Genomic DNA, 21586 nt, shown 5'->3' on the forward strand with positions numbered 1-21586 from the left:
ATGGGCGGCTATCTGCGCGAGCTGAAGGATCTGCTCCTGGCCGCAGGCTGTACATTCGTGCGGCCAGGCAAGGGTGATCACGAGATCTGGTACAGCCCTCTCACCAAGCGGCACTTCACCGTCGACCATGGCGTCAAGTCGCGCCACTCGGCCAACGAAACGCTGAAACAGGCGGGTCTGCCGAAAGCCTTCTGATCAGCTGCCGATGTGCTTCACGCCACGCTTCTTCGCCAGCGCGATCTGGTGCTGCCTTTGGCGGTAGCGGTCGCGGTCGGCCTCGGTGCGGGTGTCGTAGCAGTGGCTGCAGGAGACGCCCTCCTCGTAGAAGGGGGAGGTGACTTCCTCGGCGGTGATCGGGTTGCGGCAGGCGTGGCAGAGCTTGTGGTTGCCTTCCTTCAGGCCGTGCTCGACGGAGACGCGCTCGTCGAAGACGAAGCAGGCGCCCTCCCAGAGGCTTTCCTCCGCCGGCACTTCCTCCAGGTACTTCAGGATGCCGCCCTTGAGGTGGTAGACCTCGTCGAAGCCCTGCTCCTTCATGAAAGCGGTGGCCTTCTCGCAGCGGATGCCGCCGGTGCAGTACATGGCGATCTTCGGCTTGTTGTGCAGGCCGGTGTTGTTCTTCACCCAGTCGGGAAACTCCCGGAAGGTCTTCGTCTGCGGGTCGACGGCGCCCTTGAAGATGCCGATCGCCGTCTCGTAATCGTTGCGGGTGTCGATGACGATCGTGTCGGGGTCGGAGATAAGCGCGTTCCAGTCCTTCGGCGCCACATAGGTGCCGACGATCTTGTTGGGGTCGATGTCTTCGACGCCCATGGTGACGATCTCCTTCTTCAGGCGCACCTTCATGCGCAGGAAGGGCATCTTCGAGGCCCGGCTTTCCTTGTGCTCCAGCCCGGCGAATTCCGGCTGCGCGCGCAGGTGGGCGAGCACGGCGGCGATGCCGGCATCGGGGCCGGCGATCGTGCCGTTGATGCCTTCGCGGGCCAGCAGCAGCGTGCCCTTGACGCCATTGTCCTCGCAGAGCGCCTGCAGCGGCTCGCGGAACTCGGCGCAGCGCGGGAAGGTGGCGAAGTGGTAGAGCGCCGCCACGCAAGTGGAGCCGGAAGCAGCCGGCGTCTGGGTCAGAGGGTTGTCGGTCATGGCGGGGAAATACAACCAGACGGGCGCCGGCGCAACGCGCTTTCTGTCGCTGGGCTTTCGGCCCGGTTGCAACCTACTTGCGCGACGCCGCTTCCTTCCAGAGAAGCGCGATGCGCGCGGCTTCCGTGTCGGCATCGTCGGCGAAGACGAGCTTGGCCTGGGCGACCGCCTTCAGCCGCAGGTCCTGCTGGCGGGCGATGATCGCGCCGATGACGCGGGCGAGCGTCTCGCTGTCGCCGAAGAGATCCGGGTTCTCGTCCACGACCTGGGTCAGCACCGAGAGGTCGTGCTCGTGGCCGAGCATGTCGACCAGTGTCTTTGCCTCCCGCTGCTTGGCGCGCATGGCCGAGGACCAGAGGTCGGACAAGAGCGCCAGGTGCATCCAGTAGGTCTGCCCGACCTTGCGCAGGTCGTGGAAGTGCTCCGCATCGCCACCCTCCTCGCAGGCGACCAGATCTGCTGCCGCACGCGACAGCTGCTTGCGCCAGGCCTTGGCAAGCCTGCGGGCGGTCCGGCGCGGGCCGTCGTCGAGGTCGAGGTCCTGCAGCGCGTCGATCGCCTCGCGGCAGGTCTGCGCCGCGGCCGCCATCTTGGCCGGCAGGTCGCTTTCCTCGTGGGCGATCCGGTCGCGGCGCTCGATCAGCGCCTTCGAGGCGAAATGGAGTGCCGCCAGTTCCTCCGGCGGCCCGGCCTCGGAGGCCAGGTAGTCGACGGTCTCCACCAGCGCCGTCGCGTCGCGGACCGCGGACAGGGACCGGGCCATGTCGCGGATACGCTCGTTCTCGCGCTTGCGGAACTCCTTGGCGTCCGGCTGAACCAGGCGATAGAGGGCGCGCACCCGCTTGAACTTCTTGCGCGCGTCGTGGACAGCCTCGTGCGGGCCCTCCGGCTGTTCTTCCAGAAAGTGGATGGCCTGCCGCAGCTGGTGTTCGGCGACGGAGCGGAACTCCGCGGTAAACGGACGGTCAGGCCGTATGCGAAACGCCATCGCAAAGCTCCATGCTCATGTCCGTTGCTGCCATCATCTGGTTGGAGTAGCGGCGGTCGCCCGTCACTTCCTCGCCGACCCAGGCGGGCAGGGCCGGATCCTGCTCCTCGTCTTCCATTTCCACCTCGGCCACCACCAATCCGGCATAGGTGCCGTGGTAGACATCGATCTCCCAGGTGAAGCCCTCGTGATCGACGTTATAGCGGGTCTTCTCGAGAACGATGCCGACGGCCGCCGCGATCATCTCCCGGGCATCCGCTACGGGAATTGCGTATTCGAATTCGTCGCGGCTGATCATGTCCGTGCCGATCTTCAGCGTCAGCGTGGCGCGCTCTTCGTCCATCAACCGCACCCGCAGCGAGCGGTCGTCCATGGTCACGACATAGGCCTGGATGAAATCGGATGATGAGGCGACCTCATCGCGCCAGCCGTCACCCGCTACCAAAAACTTGCGTTCAATTTCCTTGGCCATGGAGGCTCCGCCCGTCAACGCCCAGAACCTATGGCAAGGGCAGCGTTTGGCAAAGGTGTGATCAACCGAAAAGGTTGATTTTTCCTCGACAACCAGGGGCAGGGGCGGTATTTGCGAGCAATCTTCAATCGTTTGAAAAACGGGAGCGCCCCATGGCCGGCAAGACTGACAACCTCCTCGCGATCCTCCGGGCGCAGCCGGTCGTTCCGGTCCTGATCGTCGACGATGCCAAGTCGGCCGTTCTCCTGGCACGCGCCCTGGTGGCCGGCGGCCTGACGGCCATCGAGATCACCATGCGCACCCCGGCCGCGCTCGACGCCGTCAAGGCGGTGGCCGCAGAGGTCGAGGGCGCCAATGTGGGCGCCGGCACGATCCTGAATGCGCGCGACTTCGATGCCGCCGTCAAGGCCGGCTCGACCTTCATCGTCAGCCCCGGCGCAACGCGCGGCATCCTGGACGCCGCCAAGGGCTCCGACGTGCCGCTTCTGCCGGGTGCCGCCACCGCCAGCGAAGTCATGGCGCTGCGCGAGGAAGGCTTGGAGATCCTGAAGTTCTTCCCCGCCGAACAGGCCGGCGGCGCGCCCTACCTGAAGTCGCTGTCCTCGCCGCTCGCCGGCACGCTGTTCTGCCCGACCGGCGGGATCTCGCTGAAGAACGCCCGCGACTACCTGTCGCTGCCGAACGTCATCTGCGTCGGCGGCTCCTGGGTGGCACCGAAGGATCTGGTCGCCGCCGGTGACTGGGCCGGCATCACGACGCTCGCCCGCGAGGCGGCAGCCCTGAAGGGCTGACATTTTCGTCAACGGCCCGGTGCGGCGTTCAAAGACATTGGTTTTCCGCCGCAGGCTCCCTATCTCCTGACTGAATTTCATCAGCAGGAGATAGCGATGTTCGACGCCAAAAAGCTTCTTGACCAGTTCCTCGGCCCGCAGATGGGCAGCAAGGCCGAAGGCATGCTCGGGTCCGGAGGTCTGCTGGGCAAGGCCGGGCAGTTCGGCGACATGGCGAAGAACAACCCGCTGAAGTCGGCGGGCATTGCCGCAGCCCTCCTCGGCACGAAGACCGGCCGCAAGCTCGTCGGCAATGTCGCCACCGTCGGCGGCATCGCGGCCATCGCCGGCCTCGGCTACATGGCCTACAAGAACTATCAGTCGGGCCAGGCGCCGCAAAGCGCGCCCGTTCCCCAGAGGGAGCCGGAGATCCTGCCGCCGCCGGCAAGCTCGCCGTTCAGCCTGCAGTCGCCCGCGCTCACCAATGATTTCGCCCTGACCCTGGTGCGGGCGATGATCGCTGCCGCCAAGGCCGACGGTCATATCGACGCCAACGAGCGCGCCAACATCATGGACAAGGTGCATGCCGTCGACCTCGGTTCGGAAGCGGAAGCCTTCATCGCCAACGAGCTCGCCAATCCCGTCGACATCGACGAACTGGTCGCTGCGGCGCGCACCGAGGAGCAGAAGGTGGAACTCTACACCGCCACCCGCATCACCATCGATCCGGACACCCGCGCCGAACGCGGCTACCTCGACCTGCTCGCCGGCCGCCTCGGCCTGCCGGACGCGCTGATCGACCACATCGACGCCACCGTCTCAGCGGCGAAGGTGCAGGCGTAAGTCGCCCTGGGCCAGTTGCCTTTGCCGGGTGGCTGGCCTAAGCCTCGATTGAAATACACGAGGCGGAATTGATGCGCGATCTCAGGAACTACAAGGTGAAAGCTCCAGGCCCCGTCATGCTTACGGGACGCTTCGTGACGCTTGAGCCGTACCAGCGGGACGCGCATCTGAACGCGCTCTGGACGGCGCTGGGTGGCGTTGATGCCATCAACGAACTGCTTCGCTACTTTCCGCAGGATGCATTTGTTGAGCCCGGCGCTTTCGGCGACTGGCTCGAGGCAACCGCGCGGGATTTCGGCTGGGTCACCCTCGCCTTTCGCGAGAATGCCAGCGGCCGCATCGTCGGCATGGCCAGCTACATGCGGCCCGACCCGAAGAACGGCGTCGTCGAGGTCGGCTCGGTCGCGCACGGACCGGACGTGAAGCGTTCGCCGCTGACCACCGAGGTGCATTACCTGATGGCGCGGCATGTCTTCGAGGACCTCGGCTATCGCCGCTACGAGTGGAAGTGCCACAACGAGAACGAGCCGAGCAAGCGCGCAGCCGTCCGCTACGGTTTCAGCTTCGAGGGCATCTTCCGCCAGCACATGATCTCCAAGGGCGCCAACCGCGACACGGCCTGGTTCTCGATGATCGATAGTGAGTGGCCACTCCTGAAGCAGGCCTTCGAGGCCTGGCTTGCGCCGGAAAACTTCGGCCCGGACGGCACCCAGCGCCGACGGCTGGAGGACATACGTACAGAGATTTCGGAAGGAACGGCAGCATGAGCGGCAACAACGTGAAAAGCCCGGCGATCGCTGCGGCGGTCATCCTTCTCGGCTTCTTCGGACTGTTCTTCGTGATGCCGCCGATCATGCTGTGGCTGGCGGACGAATTCTCGCCCTGGGCCGCCGCCGTCTTCGCGGTGCTGGCCGTGCTGTCGTTCTTCCTGGTCTTCTGGCTGCGGGCCCGCTACCAGCGCAAGCGTGACACGCAGGCCTGAACTCAGGCCTGCAGCGAGGCGCCCAGCAGGGAAAGCCCGATCAGGAGAATGAAGAGCGCTCCGGCGATCTCGAAACCCGCCGCGATGCGTCCGGCGCGCGCCGAACCCGGTCCGGCGAAGCGCATGGCCAGATCCTTTGCCGAGACGGCAAGCACGGCAAGCAGCGATACGGTGATGGCGGTGCCGAGCGACATGGCGAGCACGGAGAGCATGCCGCCCACATAGAGACCGTTCAGCAGCGAAAAACTCATGACCAGAATCGCCCCGGAGCAGGGGCGCAGGCCGACGGCGACGATCGCCGACCAGGCTTCGCGGGCGCGGAACCGGCTGCCGCCGAGAAGGCGCGGGTCGGGCGCATGGCTGTTGCCGCAGGTTTCGCAGTAGCCGCCGCTGCCGGTGTAATCGTGGTCGGTCACCTCGACGGCCTGGAACCGCAGGCCGGTGGAGGAAGAGCCGCCGCCAAAGGTCGCCGTCGAGCCGAGTGCGCCCGCAGGGGAAGCCATCGGCACCGGGCGCGACCGCAGGGATGCGAGCTTGCGCACCAGCAGCCAGGCGCCGAAGAGGGCGACCAGCGCGAAGCTCGCCACTTCCATGGCCCAGGTGGCCGCCGTCATGGTGATGCCGCTGCCGCGCAGCGCAAAGAAGGCGACGCCGACGAGCAGGATGGCCGTCAGCCCCTGGAGCAGGGCGGAGATGAAGGAGATCACCACCCCGCGCCGCAGTTCGACCTCATTGGCGATCATGTAGGAGGAGATCACCGCCTTGCCGTGGCCGGGGCCGGCGGCATGGAAGATGCCGTAGGCGAAGGACAGGCTTACCAGGCCGGCGAGCGCGTAGGGATCTTCGCGCATGGCCTTCAGTGCGCTTGTCAGCGAGCGGTAGAAGGTCTGCTGGTAGCTGTTGATCCAGGCGAAGAAACCGCCGAGCGGGCCGCCGATGCTGAAGGCGGGTTCGGCGGAGCCGACGCCGAGCGACGACTGGGCGTGCGCGGCCCCGGTCATGGCGACCGCTGCCAGAAGCAGGGTGACTGCGACGGTCCTGCCCCGCATCAGCAGGTCAGCTCCAGCCGCGTTGCAAACAGTTTCGACATGTCGGTGCCGGATGGGTCGTCGAAGAAGGCTTCCGTCAGCGTGGCGCTGTTCTGGGCGATGATCTCGTCGGGGTCGGGGCGGACCACCTGGTGCTGGCAGGCATCCGCCGCCTTGCCCTGAACCACCAGGTCACCGTCGGTCGGAAAGTCGATCGCCGTGTACATGGAAGGGTCGTAGACGCCGAAGGCGAGCTTTCCCTTCAGCGGCGTCGCCTTTTCCGGTTTTACCGCAAAGAACACCATCACCTGGCTGTCTTCATAGGAGACATGGATGACGTCGGGCTTCTGGATCTTTTCGCTGGTGCCGTCGACCGAGATGGTCGTGAAGTAGTCGAAGTCGGCCAGCGACGCATGCATCACCTCGCCGAGTGCCGCCAGTTCGGTCTCGTCGAGCTTGAGATCGGTGTTCGTGTCGAAGTCCAGGAGCACGCTGGAGGAGAAGACCTCGTCGAATCGCCAGACGTTGCGCAGTTCCTGCACCGTCCCGTCATCGGCGGCGATCACTTCCAGCCGCGCCTCGGCGAAGATATGCGGGTGGGCCAGCGCAATACCGGGTGCCGAGACGGCCAGTGCGGTCAGGAACGGAAGGGCGTGCTTCATGGTCGGGGCGCGTCTTTCATGGGAACTTATGGCTTTCTGCGGCGCAAATGGGTCGGAATTTCGACCTCGCCTCAGGCACGGCGGCGGAACCAGACGGCCAGATAGTCCACGAAGCTGCGCACCTTGGCCGGCAGGTAGCGGCGGTGCGGATAGACCGCATAGATGCCGCGGTCCTTGGCGATGTAGTCATCCAGCAGCGTCACGAGGTCGCCGGACAGGATCGAGGGGCCGGCGACGAAATCCGGGATGATGGCGACCCCGAGGCCCGCCTTTGCAGCGCGCAGCGTCGCCTGGGGGCTGTTGACCTCGAGCGGTCCGCTCACCGGCACGGAGATGGTGGCCCCTTCCGGGCTCGAGAAGCGGACGTTGTTGTGCCAGCGCGAATTGGTGTCAATGATGAAGGGGACGCGGGCGAGATCCTGCGGCGTGTCGATCGGACCATGGCGCACCAGGAAATCGGCTGAGGCACAGGCATAGACCCGGAAGTCGGCGATCTTGCGGGCGATCAGGCCGGAATCTTCCAGCTTGGTGATTCGGATGGCGAGATCGAAGCTCTCCTCGATCAGGTCCACGAAGCGGTCCTCGGCGACGATTTCCAGCGAGACGTCGGGATGCTCCTTGGCGAAATCGATCAGCGACTGACCCACCTCGGCATCGACGAAGGTGCGCGGCACGGACAGCCGGAGCTTGCCCTTGAGGTCGGCATTGTTCTCCCGCACCAGGTCGGAGAGGTTGTCGATCTCTTTCAGGATGTCGGCCGCCGTCCGGTAGTAGGTATGACCGGCCTCGGTCATGGAGAACTGGCGCGTGGTGCGGTTGAGGAGGAGGGCGCCCAGATCGTCCTCCAGTTCCTTCACATATTTGGAGAGCAGCGCCTTGGAGCGCCCGGTGCGCCGCGCCGCCGCCGAAAAGCCCTCGGCCTCGACGACGTCGATGAAGGCGCGCATGCGGGTAAGTGTGTCCATGATGTTCTTTCTGGCGCCGGTTCAGTTCGACAAGCCGAGCGCGAATGCCAATGCCGAGTTGAGGCGGTGGATTTCCGCTTCGTTCAGTCGGCCGATGACCGAGCCGATTCGCCGCCGCGAGACGGCAACGGGTTTGTCGACCATGATATCGGATCGCAGTTTCAACCCGTTGTCGCGAGCGGGATCGATTGCGACGCGGAAGTCGGCGAGGTCGTTGATGGTTGACGTCAGCTGGCAGAGCACGATGGCATCGTGCCCCTCACTGATGAGAGTATCGGACGTGATCACAACGGCGGGACGCGGTTTGCCGTAGTCGCCGGAGATGGCCACCGTCACCAGATCCCCCCGCCTCATTCGGTGTCCCGGTCTTCGTTGTCGAAGAGAGAAACGCTTTCGATCCATTGCATCGATTCACGCTCGTCTTCAGCATCCAGAGTTGCGATCGCAGCCTTCAGTCGTGCCCGCACCTCAGGGTCCCCTGCATCGGGAACAAGCAGACGCACTTCGCGAAGCGGTAAGCCCGTGCGCTCGTCCCTCAAAACGCTCTGCTTATTTACTGTGGTCATGCCAAACCCTCTCGGCCTTCGCCTGCCAATGTAGGCTGGCGATATCGTTTCTGCAAATGGGCGCTCTGGGCGGCCACTGCATATCCTCGATGGCGAGGCAAGTATTTTTGTTCGAGGTCAAAAAACCTCTTGATTGTGAAGGCGAATGTTCTTATCTCCGGTGCTGCCCAAAGTCGCACGTGCCTGTGGGTGTCCGCCGACCCTCGAACTGGGATTTATCCCTAAGGTGAGGTCATCGGTAAGGTACCTGGAACTAACCCCTCCAGTCGCTATTCCGGCCAACCGGGAAATGCGAGGACATCTTGAAGCAACGACGGTGCGGGCCTTTCTAGTCTCTGCCGGCTTTCCAACAGCCGGCAATACTGCAGAGGCACACCATCATTGCCGGAAGTGCGGTCGGGTACCCCCCTCCAATCCATGGCAGACAAAGCCGAATCTTCGCTCTTGGCAGGGCGCTGATTCAAAATTCGCGCGCTTGAGCGTATTGCGGTACCGGGTCTCCACCGGCTGGTGCCTTTGCATATTCTCATTCGCCCTTTGTCCTCCGGTCCGCCGGAGCCACGATCATGAGGGACTGCAAGATGACCACCGCTCGGATTCTCGACTTCATCAAGACCCAACGTCCCGATGGCCCTTGCCTCGTCGTTGACCTCGATGTCGTGCGCGACAATTACCATGCCTTCCGCCACGCCCTGCCGGACAGCGCGATCTATTACGCCGTCAAGGCGAACCCGGCGCCGGAGATCCTGAAGCTTCTCGCCTCGCTCGGTTCGAACTTCGACTGCGCATCGGTCGCCGAAATCCAGATGGCGCTCGACGCCGGCGCGTCGCCGGAGCGTATCTCCTACGGCAACACCATCAAGAAGGAACGGGACATCGCCCGCGCCCATGCGCTCGGCATCGCGCTCTTTGCCGTCGACAGCCACGAGGAAGTCGAGAAGATCGCCCGTGCCGCTCCCGGCGCAAAGGTGTTCTGCCGCGTGCTGACCGATGGTGATGGCGCCGAATGGCCGCTTTCCCGCAAGTTCGGCTGCGTGCCGCAGATGGCCGTCGACGTCCTCGTCTACGCTCACCAGCTCGGCCTGGAGTCCTATGGCGTATCGTTCCACGTCGGCTCGCAGATGATGAAGGTCGACGCCTGGGATTCGGCGCTCGCCGATGCCAAGCGCGTCTTTGCATCGCTGGCCAAGCAGGGCATCCACCTGCAGATGGTCAACATGGGCGGGGGCTTCCCGACGAAGTACCTGCGCGACGTCCCGTCGGCGGAAGCCTACGGCCAGGCCATCTTCGCGGCGCTGCGTTCGCACTTCGGCAACAACCTGCCGAAGACGATCATCGAGCCGGGTCGCGGCATGGTCGGCAATGCCGGCGTGATCAAGGCGGAAGTCATTCTCGTGTCGAAGAAGTCCGACAATGACAACCACCGCTGGGTCTTCCTCGACATCGGCAAGTTCGGCGGTCTCGCCGAGACGATGGACGAGGCAATCCGTTACCCGATCCGCACCGAGCGCGACGGCGACGAGATGGAGCCCTGCGTGCTGGCCGGCCCGACCTGCGATTCGGCCGACGTGATGTACGAGAAGAACATGTACCCGCTGCCCGTCTCGTTGACGATTGGCGACGAGGTTCTGATCGAAGGCACCGGCGCCTATACGACGACTTATTCGGCCGTCGCCTTCAACGGCTTCGACCCGCTGAAAAGCTACGTCATCTGAAGTCCGACAACGCCGTCCCCGTAACCAGCCGGGGCGGCACCTTCACAATTTTCGTCTGACACCGTCTGAAACGGGTTTGGGTACGGGAGGCCGGGATGGCCGCTGTTCTTGATTCTGTGCGTGCATTCTTCGCACCATCCACCACTTTTACCATCGGCGCCGAGACGCCGGCGGATGTCGTTGCGCGCGAAAATCTTCTCGACCACGCGATGGGGCCGGAGCGCCGCATGAAGTCGTCGGAGAAGATCCGCCGCGGCCGCCTGCCGGCCGAGGGGCTGGCGCTGGTTGCGCGCGATGGCGCAGGTCACGTTATCGGCACGGTCCGGCTCTGGAACATCGAGGCTGGCATCAGCCAGGACGGCACGGCCGTCGACGCGCTGCTGCTCGGGCCGCTCGCGGTGGACGATGCGCATGCCGGCAAGGGTATCGGCGGGGCGCTGATGCGCGCTGCCGTCACCGAGGCGGCCCACCGCGGCCATGGCGCCGTGCTCCTGGTCGGCGACGCGGCCTATTACGAACGATTCGGCTTCTTCGCCGACAAGACCCGGCATCTGGTCATGCCCGGCCCCTTCGAGCGCGCGCGTTTCCTGGCGCTCGAGCTGAAGGCCGGCTGGCTCGAGGGTGCCGCGGGCATGATCGTGGCGAGCGGCCGCAAGCTCGCCTGACCGTTCGGCACCGGGTGCTGCTCCATTTACGATCCTGGAGCGCCCCGACTGCCCGAAACACCGCCTTCCCGATGAGGGGAGGCGGTTTTTCTTTGGGAGGCGGCTGAACGGGCAGTTTCCCTGACATCCGTCAAGGCCGTTTGATCTGGCTCAAGCCGTTGTTGCGCCAGCGTATTAAGTCACTCTCCGTCATATCATCCAGTGATTTCAGGAGAGTCTCAATGAACAGGAAATGCCCACGCATCAGCGGGCTGGCTGCGGGTCTGGCCATGCTCGGAGCCACGGCTGCGGGAGCGGCGGATCTGGCGCCGATCGTCGAGGCGCCGGTCGCGGAGGTGCCGGCGGCATCCAGCCCCTGGCAGATCCGCGTGCGCGGCGTCGGCGTCATCACGGAGGACAGCGGCTCGGTCAACGGCGTCGCCGGTTCGGACCTCTCCTATTCGGACTCGGTCATTCCCGAACTCGACATCAGCTACTATTTCACCGACAACATCGCCGCCGAGCTGATCCTCGGCACCACGTTTGCCGACATCGACGAAGACGGTGCGGTCGGCGTGCCGGTCGGTCGCGCCTGGCTGCTGCCGCCGACGCTGACGCTGCAGTATCACTTCACTGATTTCGGCGCGTTCAAGCCCTATGTCGGCGCCGGCGTGAACTATTCGATGTTCTATAACCAGAGCGAGCGCGGCGGCTTCCACAACCTCGATGTCGAGAACGCCTTCGGCGTCGCGCTGCAGGTCGGCTTCGACTACATGCTCGACGAGCACTGGGGCGTGAACTTCGACGTGAAGAAGATCTTCCTGGAAACCGACTGGTCGGCGGACCACGACAGCCTGGGTGCGTTGAGCGGCAAGGCCAAGATCGATCCCTGGCTGATCGGCGGCGGCATCACCTACCGCTTCTGAGATAGCTCGGCCCGCCCTCTTTCGAAGAGAGCGGGCCGGCATTCTTAAGCCCGCTGCCCGGAAAATGCCGTCTGCGGCGGGGAGAGCACCTTGACCGGCTTTTCATCGGCGTCTTCCGCCTGACCGCGGGCCGCCTGGACGCCGTGGGGGAATCCGCTCCGGTCGCTGTAATCGCGCTCATCGTGGGGATCGCGCGCATTGTTGCGGCTGACGCCGAGCGCTGCCGCGACGTCGAGCAGCGTCACGCCGGCGACCATGGCAAGCGCCATGGCGGCATTGCCGCGCTTCGGATTGTCCTCCTTCACCGCCGTGCTCAGCACCGCCAGATCCAGCGCATCGCCGGCAATCCTGCTGTAGAGCCCAGCCTTCTTCTCGAGCGACAGCGTCAGCATGCCGCTGGCGATTTCGCGGGCGCCGAAGGCCCGGATGAGGTTTTCCGATTCCGGTATCCCCAGCGTCCGGCTGAGGCTGCGGGCGGCGACGATCTGGGTGATCCCCAGGCCGATGCTGAACCATCCGAGGTTGCGGGCCAGGCGATCCGACGAGTCGAGTGAACTTGGCCCGGTCGACTGGACCCGCGGGTTGTCGCTGCGTTGAACGGCATTTGCAATGAACGTCATCATCGCTCTCCTATGTTCATGGTTTCAGCACGACCTTGATGCAGCCGTCCTGCTTGTTGCGGAAGACCTTGTACATTTCCGGTCCATCCTCGAGCTTCGCCGTATGGGTAATGACGAAGGACGGGTCGATCTGGCCTTCCTCGATCCGGCGCAGCAGGTCGTCGGTCCAGCGGTTGACGTGCGTCTGGCCCATCCGGAAAGTCAGGCTCTTGTTCATGGCCGGGCCCATCGGGATCTTGTCGACGAGACCGCCATAGACGCCGGCAATCGAGATGATGCCGGCGGGACGGCAGACATAGATCATCTCGCGCAGCACATGCGGACGGTCGCTTTCCATCATGACCATCTGCTTGGCGCGGTCGAGGATCGTGTCCGGCTGGCCCATGGAGACATGCGATTCCAGTCCCACGGCATCGATGCACTTGTCGGGCCCCTTGCCGGAGGTGAGGTCGTTGAGACGCTCCACGACGCTTTCGGTCTCGAAGTTGATGGTGATCGCGCCGCCCGCCTCGGCCATCGACAGCCGCTCCGGAATGCAGTCGATGGCCACCACCTGCTTGGCGCCGAGAAGGACGGCGCTGCGGATAGCCATCTGACCCACCGGTCCACAGCCCCAGATGGCCACCGTGTCGGTCGGTTCGATCTCGCAATTGACGGCGGCCTGCCAGCCGGTCGGGAAGATGTCGCCGAGGAAGAGCACCTGTTCGTCGCTGAGGGTATCCGGCACCTTGATGTGCGTCTTGTCGGCAAAGGGCACGCGCATGTATTCCGCCTGTCCGCCGGGATAGCCACCGGTCAGGTGCGTATAGCCGAAGAGGCCGGCGGTGGTGTGGCCGAAGACCTTGTCGGCCATGGCCTTGTTGCGGTTCGACCGTTCGCAGACGGAAAAATTGCCGCGCTTGCACTGGTCGCATTCGCCGCAGAAGATGGTGAAGGGCACGACGATGCGGTCGCCCTTCTTCAGCGCGCCCTTGGCGCCCGAGCCGACTTCGACGACCTCGCCCATCATCTCGTGACCGACGATGTCGCCCGGCTCCATGGCCGGAATGTAGTTGTGGAAGAGGTGGAGGTCGGAGCCGCAGATGGCGCAGCTCGAGACCTTGATGATCGCGTCGCGGGCGTCTTCGATCTCGGGATCCGAGACCGTGTCGCAGCGAATATCCTCTTTTCCGTGCCAAACCAGCGCTTTCAAGGCCATCTCCTTTTGGTGGTCGTTCTGGATGTCGCGCCCTTTCGGGCGCCTGTTCGGCCTCCAGAACCGCCAAGACGGCCCGATGTTTCAAAGTGTTTTGCTTTTCATGCGCTATCGCCCGGATCTGCACCGGGCGATAGCGCAACAACCAGCACCGGATGGTGCCGGCCGAAGGTCTTAATGCAGCGCAGAGATCACGCTGTTTCCCCAGCACGATAGGCGTCGGGGACGACGAAGACTTCGTCGGCGCGGCCGTAACCGCCGTCCTTCACCTCCTCGATCAGCACCATCGTGTGCGGGCGGGCCGCCTCGGTGAAGTAGTCGGCCAGCATGTCGGTCGTACGATGCACGATCTCCTCTTTCTGCGCCTTTGTGAGCGCACCCTCGGGTGTCTTGATGTTGACGAATGGCATGGTTGGTTCTCCTTTTAGCTCGCCATACACGCGGACTGGCTGCCAAGAGATACGTTGATCTCTGTGCGGAACAATGCTTGTTGATCGGCAAGATAATTTGCGTGAGATGAACAGCGCTATGGACCGTCTGACGCGCATGGAACTCTTCCTCCGCGTGGTGGAGCGCGGAAGCTTCACCGCAGCGGCTGCCGACCTCGGTCTGGCGCGTTCCACCGCAACCCAGGCGATCAAGGCACTGGAAGCGGATATCGGTGCGCGGCTTCTGGAAAGGACGACCCGCCATGTCGCCGCAACCCTGGACGGCCACGCCTTTTACCAGCGCTGCCTTTCGGTGCTGGCGGAGATGGCGGAGGCGGAGACCATCTTTCGCGATGCGAAACCACAGGGCGTGTTGCGGATCGATGCGCATCCGCGGCTCACCCAGATCTTTCTCCTGCCGCACCTGCACGAATTTCTCGAGCGGTATCCGCTTCTCGACCTGCAGATCGGTCAGAGCGACCGTTATGTCGATCTGCTGCGCGAAGGAGTTGACTGCGTCATCCGCGCCGGCGAGGTCGCCGACAGTTCGCTGATCATGCGAAAGCTCGGGTCGATCAGTGAAATCACCTGCGCCAGCCCCGGTTACCTCCAGACGCATGGGATGCCTGAGACGCCCGATAGCCTGGATGGGCATCTGGCGATCGGCTTCATCTCCTCGCGCACCGGGCAGGTCATGCCGCTGGAGTTCACCGTCGGCGGGGAGATCCGCAACGTGACGCTGCCGCCGCGGATCAGGGTCAACAACTCCGATACGACCGTGGACCTCGCGCTGCGGGGCTTCGGGCTCATCCAGGCGCCGCGCTACCGGCTGAGGCCCTATGTCGAGGCAGGCGACCTGGTGGAGGTGCTGGCGGATTTCCCGCCGGCGCCGACGCCGCTGGCAGCCCTCTACCCGCAGAACCGGCAGCTTTCGCCGCGGGTACGGGTCTTCCTCGACTGGATCACCGATATCTTTGCCAAGGCAGAGCTCTAGTTGCCGTCCGGACCAAACCTCACGGGCCATCACCTTGACGTGAATCCGCGCCTTCTGCCATGGTTCGGCACTCGATGGCGCCCTAGCTTGTACTCATGATCACACGCCGCACCGCACTCGCCGCCCTTCCTCTCCTCTTCACCGCCAGCCATCTGCGGGCGCAGGATGTGCCGCAGGCTCCGCCTCGCGGGGCGTCCTTGGATGCCGTCCTCGACGGGGTCCGTGACCTCGATGCGCTGAAGGTCGTGCTGGTCTCGCGGGACGGGGAGATGCTCGCCGAGCGCGCCTTCAACGGCCGCGGAATCGGCGATTCCACCAACATCAAGTCGGCCTCGAAATCGATCATCTCGGGCATGGTCGGGATCGCCATCGACAGGGGGTTGCTACAGGGCGTCGACCAGAAGATCGCACCGCTCCTGGAGAGCGAGCTGCCGCGCAATCCGGACCCGCGGATGAGCGAGATCACCATCGGCAACCTTCTTTCCATGCAGGCGGGTCTCGCCCGCATGTCGGGACCGAACTACGGGCGCTGGGTATCGAGCGGCAACTGGGTGCGGTTTGCGCTGTCGGAGCCCTTCGACGGGGAGCCGGGCGGACAGATGCTCTATTCCACCGCTTCCACCCATCTTCTCTCCGCCATCCTGACCCGCGTCGGGGAGAAGTCGACGCTGGCGCTGTCGCGCGAGTGGTTCGAGCCGGTCGAGGGCTTCCGGATCGGCTCCTGGGAACGCGACCCGCAGGGGATCTATCTCGGCGGCAACCAGATGGCGATGACCGCCTCGTCGCTGCTGGCTTTCGGCCAGCTCTACCAGAACGGCGGCAGGACCGCCGACGGCGTGCAGGTCATCCCGCAGCAGTGGATCGAGCAGTCCTGGACGCCGCGCACCAATTCCCGTTTTTCCGGCGACGGTTACGGCTACGGCTGGTTCCTGCGCCGGATCGGTGGTGAGGACGTGCGCTTCGGCTGGGGTTATGGCGGCCAGATGCTCTACGTCGTGCCGTCGCTCGGTCTGACCGTGGTGATGACCTCGGACGCGACCTCGCCGTCGGCCCGCACAGGCTATCGCGACGAGCTTCACGGTCTGCTTGCCGAGATCATCGGTGCCGTCCGCTCGGCGTGAGCAAGGATATTGCGCGGCTCTGAAAAATCGCAGCCGTTTCAATGCCCGGCCATTTTTCTGCGTCCACTTTCGTCCCCACCCGATCAGGGCTTGCGACAATGGCTGCGTCATCGGACAGGGGCCGGGTTCGCGAACCGGTTGCCTCCCCGGCAAGCGCCCGGCGTCCGGTGATGGTTGCAGACGGTGGCAGACCGGCGTCAGGCCGGTCGCCACCCGAAGCTCCGGTTGTCGGGAACTGACACGTCCCGCTCCGGACTTCGGGAACAGCCGGAAGCGATCGGGCAGGCGGAATGCCTGACATTCACATACAAACTGCAAACACTGCCTGCCCACCCACTGGAGTCAGGCCGTGGCGGAGAGATCCGCCGCGGTTCTCCGTGCTGTCTTGATGTCAAACCTGTCGGCCTGGATCAGCGCTTGTCCTTGACCGCCACCCAGATCATGTGGCGGGCACCGCCGCGCTTGCCGTTGGCGCGCGTGGGCACTTCATCGGTGGTGAAGCCTGCCGTCTTCAGGCGCCGGGTAAACTGGCTGTCGGGTGCCGACGACCAGACGGAGAGAACGCCGCCGGGGCGCAGTGCCCGTTTGGCGGCGCCGAGGCCGCCCAGATCGTAGATGCGATCGTTTTCGTCCCGGGTCAGCGCCTCCGGGCCGTTGTCGACGTCGAGCAGGATCGCATCATAGGCATCCTTCTCGGCGGCGATCAGCACGCCGACATCGGCTTCCATGATGGTGACACGCGGGTCGTCCAGGCAGCCACGGAAGACCTCCGCCATCGGCCCTCTGGCCCAGCGGATGACAGCGGGTACGAGTTCGGCCACGACGACCTCTGCGCCCTCCGGCACTTCGGCGAGGGCGGCACGCAGCGTAAAGCCCATGCCAAGGCCGCCGATCAGGATCCTCGGGCGAGGGCGGTCGCGGATCTTGTCGCAGGAGAGCCTGGCCAGCGCCTCTTCCGAACCGCTGAGCCGGCTGTTCATCAGCTCGTTGGTGCCGAGCATGATCGAGAATTCGGTGCCGCGCTGCTTGAGCCTCAGCTCGTCGCTGCCACCCGGCACGGATGCGGTATCAATGAGGGTCCAGGGGATCATGCCGGGCTTCCGTTGTCGGCGGGCTCAGGCCGCGATGTCGATCACGCCGCAGTCACCGGCATCGGAGGCGAAGGCGAGAAGCTTGCCGGTCGCGCTCCAGCCCATGCCGGTGATGGCGCCCTTGCCAGGGCGGCGCAGCAGCGCCTCCTTGCCGTCGGCAATGCGCACGCCGAGGATCATGCCGTCGATGAAGCCGATCGCCAGAACTTCCTCCGCCGGATGGAAGGAGACGCTGGTGACCATGATGTCGGCACGGGTGCCGAGTTCCAGCGGTGCCTTGCCCATCGGGCCGTCCTTGGCCGAGAAGGGCCAGACGATGGCGGCCGGTGCGCCCGAGGAGGCAAGCCACTTGCCCTTGACCGACCAGGACAGCGATTTGACCTTGGCGGGATAGCCGGTCATGCGCATATGGCGGGCATCGCCAGGCTTGCCGTCGAGCTTCCAGCCGTGCAGCGCGTTTTCCTGCATCATGGTGACGAGGAAACGGCCGTCCGGCGAGAAGGTGACGCCGGTATGGGCGCCCTTCCACTCCAGATCGGCGGCCGGCGCATTGGTGCCGACCCAGTGCAGCGAGACGCCGTTGTAGCGGGCGGCCGCGATCCGCAGGCCCTTCGGCGCAAAGGCGATGCCTTCGACGCTGCGTTGCTCTGCAAATTCCTTGGTGCTGCCGTCGGCGAGCCGCACGAAACTCGATCGGCCTTGGGCGTAGGCGACGGCACCCTGCGGTCCGCCGGCAACGACGCTGATCCACTTGCGGGGAACGTGGGCAAGTTCGGTGACGCCGCCGTCCTGGCCGATCCGCAGAACCTTGCCGTCCTCGCCGCCGGTGATGAGCGTGGCGCTGTGGGGATCACGGATGCAGATCAGCAGACCCTCGTGCGCTTCCGTGACCTTCTCGCCGTTGTCGAGGCGATGGATGGTGCCGGCGGCGGTGGCGAAGAAGGGCGTGTCGCCGAGGAAATGCGCGGCGACGACGTGACCTTCGATATCAAGCGGAGCGACGGTCGGCATCAGGCGGACGTCGCCTCGCAGGCCTTGAAGCTGCGTTCGATCTTTTCGACGTCGAGATCGCGGCCGATGAAGACAAGGCGCGATTCATGCTTCTCGCCGTCCTTCCAGGGACGCTGGTGGTCGCCCTCGACGATCATGTGGACGCCCTGGATGACGTAGCGCTCGGCGTCGTCCTTGAAGGCGATGATGCCCTTGAGGCGCAGGATGTTCGGCCCGTCGGTCTGGGTGATCTTCTGGATCCAGGGGAAGAAGCGCTCCGGGTTCATCTCGCCGCCGCGCAGCGAGATCGACTTTACCGTGACATCGTGGATGGCGGAGGGCGCATGATGATGATGGTCATGGCCGTGATCGTGCCCATGGTCATGGCCGTGGTGATCGTGGTCGTGGTGATGATGGTCATGACCGCAGTCGGGGCCGCAGATATGATCCTCGTGGCCATGCTCGTGGTCGAGGAAGTGCGGATCGTTTTCCAGCGCCCGCTCCAGGTTGAAGGCACCCTGGTCGAGAACGCGGGCGAGGTCGACGCCGGAGCGGCTCGTCTTGTAGACGCGGGCCGACGGGTTGATGGCGCGCACGACCTCCTCGACCACCGCCAGTTCCTGGGGCGTGACGAGGTCGGTCTTGTTGATGATCACGACGTCGGCGAAGGCGATCTGGTCCTCGGCCTCGCGGCTGTCCTTGAGGCGCAGCGGCAGGTGCTTGGCATCGACGAGTGCCACGACGGCGTCGAGCTCGGTCTTGGCGCGCACGTCGTCGTCCATGAAGAAGGTCTGGGCGACCGGGACCGGATCGGCAAGACCGGTGGTCTCGACGATGATGCCGTCGAAGCGGCCGGGACGGCGCATCAGGCCTTCCACGACGCGGATCAGGTCGCCACGCACGGTGCAGCAGACGCAGCCGTTGTTCATTTCGTAGATCTCTTCGTCGGATTCGACGATCAGGTCGTTGTCGATGCCGATCTCGCCGAACTCGTTGACGATGACGGCATATTTCTTGCCGTGGCTCTCGGAGAGGATGCGGTTCAGGAGCGTCGTCTTGCCGGACCCGAGGTAGCCGGTGAGTACGGTCACGGGAATGGGCTTCAGGGCGGCGGTGTCGGTGGTCTTTTCGGCCATGGGAAACCTCGAAGGAGCTGCGGGCGCCAAAGGGCGCGGAAGATGTCGGCCCCATATAAGACCAGCGCCCTGCGACTTCAAAGGGTTTATATGTTATAAGATCACATCGGGTTGGATGGGCTGGCAAGTGCTGCGCGGACATCGGTCTGCGCGAAGTCATTGCCGACGTAGAGCAGCGGGCAATCGAACTCCTTGGCCGTGGCATAGGCGAAGCAGTCGCCGAAGTTGAGTGCGGCTGTGTGGAAACCCTTGCCCCACAGGGCGTAGGCGGCAGCGGCACGCTCTGCACGGATCTCATCCAGATCGATGACCGAAAGCGGAAGCTGACCAAGCAGCTTCGTCAGCCCGGGCAATACCTTCTTTCTACGGGCAACGATGAGGGCTTCTGTCAAAGTCCCGGCGCAGATGAGCGCCTCGGATTCCGCGACCAAAACGTCACTGCACAGCGATGCCATCGCTTCGTTATTCACCACAGCAATCAGCGCCGACGTATCGACGACGATCATCCGGGCATGCCGTCTTCATCGTAAAGGAAGTCCTGGCTCCGTTCTGCGGGCACGTCATCGACAGGAGGGTTCGGTGCCATTGCCCGGATTTCATTGAGGAGAGCTCTTCGTCTGTCCTGCGAAAGCGGGTTTGTTTCACTCGCCAGCCTCAGTGGCTTTCGCATGTCCGCCCCAGCGGCGTTCCTGTCCTCGGCGCTTACGGCGATAACAGGCTCCAGCCGTGCCGAGGGTTGGCCATCCTGCATCAGCACGATTTCCTGTCCCTGGTTCGCCAGCTCGATCAACTCGGTGAGTTGCCCTTCTGCTTCCTCGATGGATATGCGCATCTTCGCCTCCTTCAGGCGCGATTGCGATCCAGTGAATATGAGACGCCACCGCCGGGCAGGCAAGTGGTCCCTCAGGTCGGCGCAGCTACCCCAGCTCCCCCGCATCGAACGCCGCCACATCCTGCAGCAGTTCCACGATGCCGCCGACCGCGTGCGCCAGGATCGCCTCGCCCTTCTCCGCCGTGGCGGCCGCAGCATTTCCCGCGACGCCCTGCCGGTTGAGGTCGGACATCCTCCAGCCGAAGGCATGCGGGCCATAGGCGCGCAGATGCTTGAAGCGGGCGGCGAAGTCGCTCTGGCGCGAGGGGAAATCCGCGGCCTTCGCCATGTCCACCCGCTCCGGGCAGAGCGCCAGCATGACGGATGTCTCGATGTCGCCGCCATGGATGTCGATTGCCTTTTCCTCCGGCGTGATCAGCCCCGGCGGCAGGCCGAACCGGGTCCAGCTCGTCGCCACCGCCAGCATGGAGAATCGCACCCGTGCCTCGGTCGCCACGATCGTCATCAGCGGCGCATTGCCCCCATGGGCATTCAGCATCACCAACTTGCGGATGCCCTGGCGGTGCAGGCCTTCGGCGATGCCCAGCCAGCGCTCCACGGCCTCGTCAAAGCGCACCGACCGGGTGCCGGCGACGTCCATGTGTTCGATGGAATAGCCGACCGGCTCGACCGGCAGGAAGCTCGCCGGCAGGTCTGCGGGGAGCTTGGCGATGACCCGCTCCACGATGCCCGCTGCAATCAGCGTGTCCGTTTCGAAGGGCAGGTGCGGGCCGTGCTGCTCGTGTGCGCCAAGCGGCAGCACGGCGATCCAGTCCGCCCGCGCGGACGGCGGCAGTGACGGATCGTTATCTTCGAAATGCGGAAGAAGATGCGGCACTGGTGATTATTTTCTCGCTTCTATATGAATAGGTCTGGTGTTTTACACAGCCAGGGCACGAACCGATATAAGACGGGAAGGCGACGGCATGGGCAAGAAGAAGGACGGCAAAAAGAGCAAGTCGGGCAAGAAGAAGGACCTCGACGGTCTTTCGACGAACGACCTTGCAAGCGCGGTGACGCAGGCGGCCCGGGCGATGCGCACGGCGCTCAGCCGCAGCCTTTCCGAAAGCGGGCTTTACGCCGGCCAGGACGGCGTGATCCTTGCGCTGTCTGGCGAAGACGGGCTGACGGCAGGGGATCTGGCGAGCCGCCTTGGCGTCAAGGCGCCGACCATGACCCGGACCATCAGCCGGATGGAGGCGCAGGGCTTCCTGGAACGCCGCAACGACGGTGAAGACGGACGGCTGACGGTGGTGTTCCTGACCGAACAGGGGCGGGCGACGGTGGAGCAGATCGGCCGGAGCGTTGCCGACTGCAGTGCCGCGGCCGTGCAGGATTTCTCCGACAAGGAGATCAAGTCCCTGCTGCGCCTGCTGAAAGCCATGGACGCCAACCTGCAGGGCGCCGCGGCAGACGACTAGTTGCGCCGCAATCTTTAG

28 protein-coding genes are annotated in these 21586 nt (G+C 64.6%); 11 read left to right on the forward strand and 17 right to left on the reverse strand.

Features of this window, described 5'->3' with window-relative positions:
• Nucleotides 1-195 (forward strand): type II toxin-antitoxin system HicA family toxin, encoded by a 195-nt coding sequence (locus EO99_RS0100230; RefSeq protein WP_029616640.1) that lies wholly within the window; start codon nucleotides 1-3, stop codon nucleotides 193-195.
• Here the strand turns inward: EO99_RS0100230 and trhO are convergent, their stop codons facing one another.
• The 3 genes from trhO to EO99_RS0100245 all read right to left on the reverse strand — a co-directional run bounded on the left by trhO (nucleotide 196) and on the right by EO99_RS0100245 (nucleotide 2600).
• Nucleotides 196-1140 carry an oxygen-dependent tRNA uridine(34) hydroxylase TrhO gene (gene trhO, locus EO99_RS0100235; RefSeq protein WP_029616641.1) on the reverse strand — a complete coding sequence of 315 codons (945 nt, stop codon included), beginning with the start codon at nucleotides 1138-1140 and terminating at the stop codon, nucleotides 196-198. It lies immediately after the preceding gene.
• 73 nt (nucleotides 1141-1213) lie between these two features.
• Nucleotides 1214-2128 (reverse strand): CHAD domain-containing protein, encoded by a 915-nt coding sequence (locus tag EO99_RS0100240; RefSeq protein ID WP_029616642.1) that lies wholly within the window; start codon nucleotides 2126-2128, stop codon nucleotides 1214-1216.
• Nucleotides 2106-2600 carry a CYTH domain-containing protein gene (locus tag EO99_RS0100245; RefSeq protein ID WP_029616643.1) on the reverse strand — a complete coding sequence of 165 codons (495 nt, stop codon included), beginning with the start codon at nucleotides 2598-2600 and terminating at the stop codon, nucleotides 2106-2108. Before EO99_RS0100245 ends, EO99_RS0100240 begins: the two co-directional genes overlap by 23 nt.
• Nucleotides 2601-2752: 152 nt before the next feature.
• On the opposite strand from EO99_RS0100245, the gene EO99_RS0100250 reads away from it, so the two are divergent.
• From EO99_RS0100250 to EO99_RS0100265, 4 genes are all read left to right on the forward strand, one after another.
• Complete coding sequence (locus tag EO99_RS0100250) at nucleotides 2753-3391, forward strand: 2-dehydro-3-deoxy-phosphogluconate aldolase (RefSeq protein WP_029616644.1); 639 nt, start codon at nucleotides 2753-2755, stop codon at nucleotides 3389-3391.
• Nucleotides 3392-3487: 96 nt separating this feature from the next.
• Nucleotides 3488-4213, forward strand: coding sequence for a tellurite resistance TerB family protein (locus EO99_RS0100255; protein ID WP_029616645.1), 726 nt, complete (start codon nucleotides 3488-3490; stop codon nucleotides 4211-4213).
• Nucleotides 4214-4284: 71 nt separating this feature from the next.
• Nucleotides 4285-4980, forward strand: a complete 696-nt coding sequence (locus EO99_RS0100260) for a GNAT family N-acetyltransferase (protein WP_029616646.1) — start codon at nucleotides 4285-4287, stop codon at nucleotides 4978-4980.
• Nucleotides 4977-5195 (forward strand): hypothetical protein, encoded by a 219-nt coding sequence (locus tag EO99_RS0100265; protein WP_029616647.1) that lies wholly within the window; start codon nucleotides 4977-4979, stop codon nucleotides 5193-5195. Before EO99_RS0100260 ends, EO99_RS0100265 begins: the two co-directional genes overlap by 4 nt.
• A 2-nt stretch (nucleotides 5196-5197) precedes the next feature.
• On the opposite strand, the gene EO99_RS0100270 is transcribed toward EO99_RS0100265, so the two are convergent.
• The 5 genes from EO99_RS0100270 to EO99_RS0100290 form a co-directional block, all read right to left on the reverse strand.
• Nucleotides 5198-6244, reverse strand: a complete 1047-nt coding sequence (locus EO99_RS0100270; RefSeq protein ID WP_029616648.1) for a nickel/cobalt transporter — start codon at nucleotides 6242-6244, stop codon at nucleotides 5198-5200.
• A complete protein-coding gene (locus tag EO99_RS0100275) occupies nucleotides 6244-6885 on the reverse strand; it encodes a DUF1007 family protein (RefSeq protein WP_029616649.1) in 642 nt (213 codons plus the stop codon). Before EO99_RS0100275 ends, EO99_RS0100270 begins: the two co-directional genes overlap by 1 nt.
• 71 nt (nucleotides 6886-6956) lie before the next feature.
• Nucleotides 6957-7850: a LysR family transcriptional regulator gene (locus EO99_RS0100280; protein WP_029616650.1), complete on the reverse strand. Its 894-nt coding sequence runs from the start codon at nucleotides 7848-7850 to the stop codon at nucleotides 6957-6959.
• A 21-nt stretch (nucleotides 7851-7871) separates the two neighbouring features.
• Nucleotides 7872-8252 (reverse strand): type II toxin-antitoxin system PemK/MazF family toxin, encoded by a 381-nt coding sequence (locus EO99_RS0100285; RefSeq protein ID WP_268871270.1) that lies wholly within the window; start codon nucleotides 8250-8252, stop codon nucleotides 7872-7874.
• Nucleotides 8201-8416, reverse strand: coding sequence for a hypothetical protein (locus tag EO99_RS0100290; protein ID WP_029616652.1), 216 nt, complete (start codon nucleotides 8414-8416; stop codon nucleotides 8201-8203). Before EO99_RS0100290 ends, EO99_RS0100285 begins: the two co-directional genes overlap by 52 nt.
• A gap of 581 nt (nucleotides 8417-8997) precedes the next feature.
• Here EO99_RS0100290 and odc2 point away from each other — a divergent pair.
• The 3 genes from odc2 to EO99_RS0100305 all read left to right on the forward strand — a co-directional run bounded on the left by odc2 (nucleotide 8998) and on the right by EO99_RS0100305 (nucleotide 11701).
• Complete coding sequence (gene odc2, locus EO99_RS0100295; protein ID WP_029616653.1) at nucleotides 8998-10131, forward strand: ornithine/lysine decarboxylase; 1134 nt, start codon at nucleotides 8998-9000, stop codon at nucleotides 10129-10131.
• 95 nt (nucleotides 10132-10226) lie between these two features.
• Nucleotides 10227-10796: a GNAT family N-acetyltransferase gene (locus tag EO99_RS0100300; protein ID WP_029616654.1), complete on the forward strand. Its 570-nt coding sequence runs from the start codon at nucleotides 10227-10229 to the stop codon at nucleotides 10794-10796.
• A gap of 221 nt (nucleotides 10797-11017) precedes the next feature.
• Nucleotides 11018-11701: an OmpW/AlkL family protein gene (locus EO99_RS0100305; protein ID WP_029616655.1), complete on the forward strand. Its 684-nt coding sequence runs from the start codon at nucleotides 11018-11020 to the stop codon at nucleotides 11699-11701.
• Nucleotides 11702-11745: 44 nt separating this feature from the next.
• Here EO99_RS0100305 and EO99_RS0100310 read toward each other — a convergent pair whose 3' ends face one another.
• The 3 genes from EO99_RS0100310 to EO99_RS0100320 form a co-directional block, all read right to left on the reverse strand.
• Nucleotides 11746-12321, reverse strand: a complete 576-nt coding sequence (locus EO99_RS0100310) for a hypothetical protein (protein WP_037110840.1) — start codon at nucleotides 12319-12321, stop codon at nucleotides 11746-11748.
• Between the two features lie 16 nt (nucleotides 12322-12337).
• The gene (locus EO99_RS0100315) at nucleotides 12338-13513 is read right to left on the reverse strand and encodes a zinc-dependent alcohol dehydrogenase (protein WP_029616657.1); all 1176 of its coding nucleotides are present in this window, start codon (nucleotides 13511-13513) and stop codon (nucleotides 12338-12340) included.
• 194 nt (nucleotides 13514-13707) lie between these two features.
• On the reverse strand, nucleotides 13708-13926 hold the full coding sequence (locus EO99_RS0100320) for a tautomerase family protein (RefSeq protein ID WP_029616658.1): 219 nt from the start codon (nucleotides 13924-13926) through the stop codon (nucleotides 13708-13710).
• Between the two features lie 118 nt (nucleotides 13927-14044).
• On the opposite strand from EO99_RS0100320, the gene EO99_RS0100325 reads away from it, so the two are divergent.
• Entirely contained in the window at nucleotides 14045-14938 is an 894-nt protein-coding gene (locus tag EO99_RS0100325; protein ID WP_029616659.1) for a LysR family transcriptional regulator, read from the forward strand.
• 95 nt (nucleotides 14939-15033) lie between these two features.
• Entirely contained in the window at nucleotides 15034-16059 is a 1026-nt protein-coding gene (locus EO99_RS0100330; RefSeq protein WP_029616660.1) for a serine hydrolase domain-containing protein, read from the forward strand.
• A gap of 410 nt (nucleotides 16060-16469) precedes the next feature.
• Here EO99_RS0100330 and EO99_RS0100335 read toward each other — a convergent pair whose 3' ends face one another.
• The 6 genes from EO99_RS0100335 to EO99_RS0100360 all read right to left on the reverse strand — a co-directional run bounded on the left by EO99_RS0100335 (nucleotide 16470) and on the right by EO99_RS0100360 (nucleotide 20985).
• Entirely contained in the window at nucleotides 16470-17150 is a 681-nt protein-coding gene (locus EO99_RS0100335) for a spermidine synthase (protein WP_029616661.1), read from the reverse strand.
• A 24-nt stretch (nucleotides 17151-17174) separates the two neighbouring features.
• Nucleotides 17175-18161: a WD40 repeat domain-containing protein gene (locus EO99_RS0100340; RefSeq protein WP_029616662.1), complete on the reverse strand. Its 987-nt coding sequence runs from the start codon at nucleotides 18159-18161 to the stop codon at nucleotides 17175-17177.
• The gene (locus EO99_RS0100345) at nucleotides 18161-19276 is read right to left on the reverse strand and encodes a CobW family GTP-binding protein (RefSeq protein ID WP_029616663.1); all 1116 of its coding nucleotides are present in this window, start codon (nucleotides 19274-19276) and stop codon (nucleotides 18161-18163) included. Before EO99_RS0100345 ends, EO99_RS0100340 begins: the two co-directional genes overlap by 1 nt.
• A gap of 101 nt (nucleotides 19277-19377) precedes the next feature.
• Entirely contained in the window at nucleotides 19378-19782 is a 405-nt protein-coding gene (locus tag EO99_RS0100350; RefSeq protein ID WP_029616664.1) for a type II toxin-antitoxin system VapC family toxin, read from the reverse strand.
• Nucleotides 19779-20108, reverse strand: coding sequence for a type II toxin-antitoxin system Phd/YefM family antitoxin (locus EO99_RS0100355; RefSeq protein WP_029616665.1), 330 nt, complete (start codon nucleotides 20106-20108; stop codon nucleotides 19779-19781). Before EO99_RS0100355 ends, EO99_RS0100350 begins: the two co-directional genes overlap by 4 nt.
• Nucleotides 20109-20193: 85 nt before the next feature.
• Nucleotides 20194-20985: a creatininase family protein gene (locus EO99_RS0100360; RefSeq protein WP_029616666.1), complete on the reverse strand. Its 792-nt coding sequence runs from the start codon at nucleotides 20983-20985 to the stop codon at nucleotides 20194-20196.
• Between the two features lie 88 nt (nucleotides 20986-21073).
• On the opposite strand from EO99_RS0100360, the gene EO99_RS0100365 reads away from it, so the two are divergent.
• On the forward strand, nucleotides 21074-21568 hold the full coding sequence (locus tag EO99_RS0100365) for a MarR family winged helix-turn-helix transcriptional regulator (protein WP_029616667.1): 495 nt from the start codon (nucleotides 21074-21076) through the stop codon (nucleotides 21566-21568).
• Nucleotides 21569-21586 lie beyond the last annotated feature (18 nt).

Source organism: Pseudorhizobium marinum, assembly GCF_000705355.1.
GTDB classification, from domain to species: domain Bacteria; phylum Pseudomonadota; class Alphaproteobacteria; order Rhizobiales; family Rhizobiaceae; genus Neorhizobium; species Neorhizobium pelagicum.

Coding starts and splice junctions, on each gene's coding strand:
- EO99_RS0100325 (WP_029616659.1), top strand. CDS start 14,045: ATGGACCGTCTGACGCGCATGGAACTCTTCCTCCGCGTGGTGGAGCGC.
- trhO (WP_029616641.1), bottom strand. CDS start 1,140: ATGACCGACAACCCTCTGACCCAGACGCCGGCTGCTTCCGGCTCCACT.
- EO99_RS0100250 (WP_029616644.1), top strand. CDS start 2,753: ATGGCCGGCAAGACTGACAACCTCCTCGCGATCCTCCGGGCGCAGCCG.
- EO99_RS0100305 (WP_029616655.1), top strand. CDS start 11,018: ATGAACAGGAAATGCCCACGCATCAGCGGGCTGGCTGCGGGTCTGGCC.
- EO99_RS0100345 (WP_029616663.1), bottom strand. CDS start 19,276: ATGGCCGAAAAGACCACCGACACCGCCGCCCTGAAGCCCATTCCCGTG.
- EO99_RS0100275 (WP_029616649.1), bottom strand. CDS start 6,885: ATGAAGCACGCCCTTCCGTTCCTGACCGCACTGGCCGTCTCGGCACCC.
- EO99_RS0100230 (WP_029616640.1), top strand. CDS start 1: ATGGGCGGCTATCTGCGCGAGCTGAAGGATCTGCTCCTGGCCGCAGGC.
- EO99_RS0100290 (WP_029616652.1), bottom strand. CDS start 8,416: ATGACCACAGTAAATAAGCAGAGCGTTTTGAGGGACGAGCGCACGGGC.
- EO99_RS0100355 (WP_029616665.1), bottom strand. CDS start 20,108: ATGCGCATATCCATCGAGGAAGCAGAAGGGCAACTCACCGAGTTGATC.
- EO99_RS0100300 (WP_029616654.1), top strand. CDS start 10,227: ATGGCCGCTGTTCTTGATTCTGTGCGTGCATTCTTCGCACCATCCACC.
- EO99_RS0100320 (WP_029616658.1), bottom strand. CDS start 13,926: ATGCCATTCGTCAACATCAAGACACCCGAGGGTGCGCTCACAAAGGCG.
- EO99_RS0100340 (WP_029616662.1), bottom strand. CDS start 18,161: ATGCCGACCGTCGCTCCGCTTGATATCGAAGGTCACGTCGTCGCCGCG.
- EO99_RS0100255 (WP_029616645.1), top strand. CDS start 3,488: ATGTTCGACGCCAAAAAGCTTCTTGACCAGTTCCTCGGCCCGCAGATG.
- EO99_RS0100310 (WP_037110840.1), bottom strand. CDS start 12,321: ATGACGTTCATTGCAAATGCCGTTCAACGCAGCGACAACCCGCGGGTC.
- EO99_RS0100365 (WP_029616667.1), top strand. CDS start 21,074: ATGGGCAAGAAGAAGGACGGCAAAAAGAGCAAGTCGGGCAAGAAGAAG.
- EO99_RS0100330 (WP_029616660.1), top strand. CDS start 15,034: ATGATCACACGCCGCACCGCACTCGCCGCCCTTCCTCTCCTCTTCACC.
- EO99_RS0100280 (WP_029616650.1), bottom strand. CDS start 7,850: ATGGACACACTTACCCGCATGCGCGCCTTCATCGACGTCGTCGAGGCC.
- EO99_RS0100240 (WP_029616642.1), bottom strand. CDS start 2,128: ATGGCGTTTCGCATACGGCCTGACCGTCCGTTTACCGCGGAGTTCCGC.
- EO99_RS0100270 (WP_029616648.1), bottom strand. CDS start 6,244: ATGCGGGGCAGGACCGTCGCAGTCACCCTGCTTCTGGCAGCGGTCGCC.
- EO99_RS0100350 (WP_029616664.1), bottom strand. CDS start 19,782: ATGATCGTCGTCGATACGTCGGCGCTGATTGCTGTGGTGAATAACGAA.
- EO99_RS0100265 (WP_029616647.1), top strand. CDS start 4,977: ATGAGCGGCAACAACGTGAAAAGCCCGGCGATCGCTGCGGCGGTCATC.
- EO99_RS0100245 (WP_029616643.1), bottom strand. CDS start 2,600: ATGGCCAAGGAAATTGAACGCAAGTTTTTGGTAGCGGGTGACGGCTGG.
- odc2 (WP_029616653.1), top strand. CDS start 8,998: ATGACCACCGCTCGGATTCTCGACTTCATCAAGACCCAACGTCCCGAT.
- EO99_RS0100285 (WP_268871270.1), bottom strand. CDS start 8,252: ATGGATCGAAAGCGTTTCTCTCTTCGACAACGAAGACCGGGACACCGA.
- EO99_RS0100260 (WP_029616646.1), top strand. CDS start 4,285: ATGCGCGATCTCAGGAACTACAAGGTGAAAGCTCCAGGCCCCGTCATG.
- EO99_RS0100335 (WP_029616661.1), bottom strand. CDS start 17,150: ATGATCCCCTGGACCCTCATTGATACCGCATCCGTGCCGGGTGGCAGC.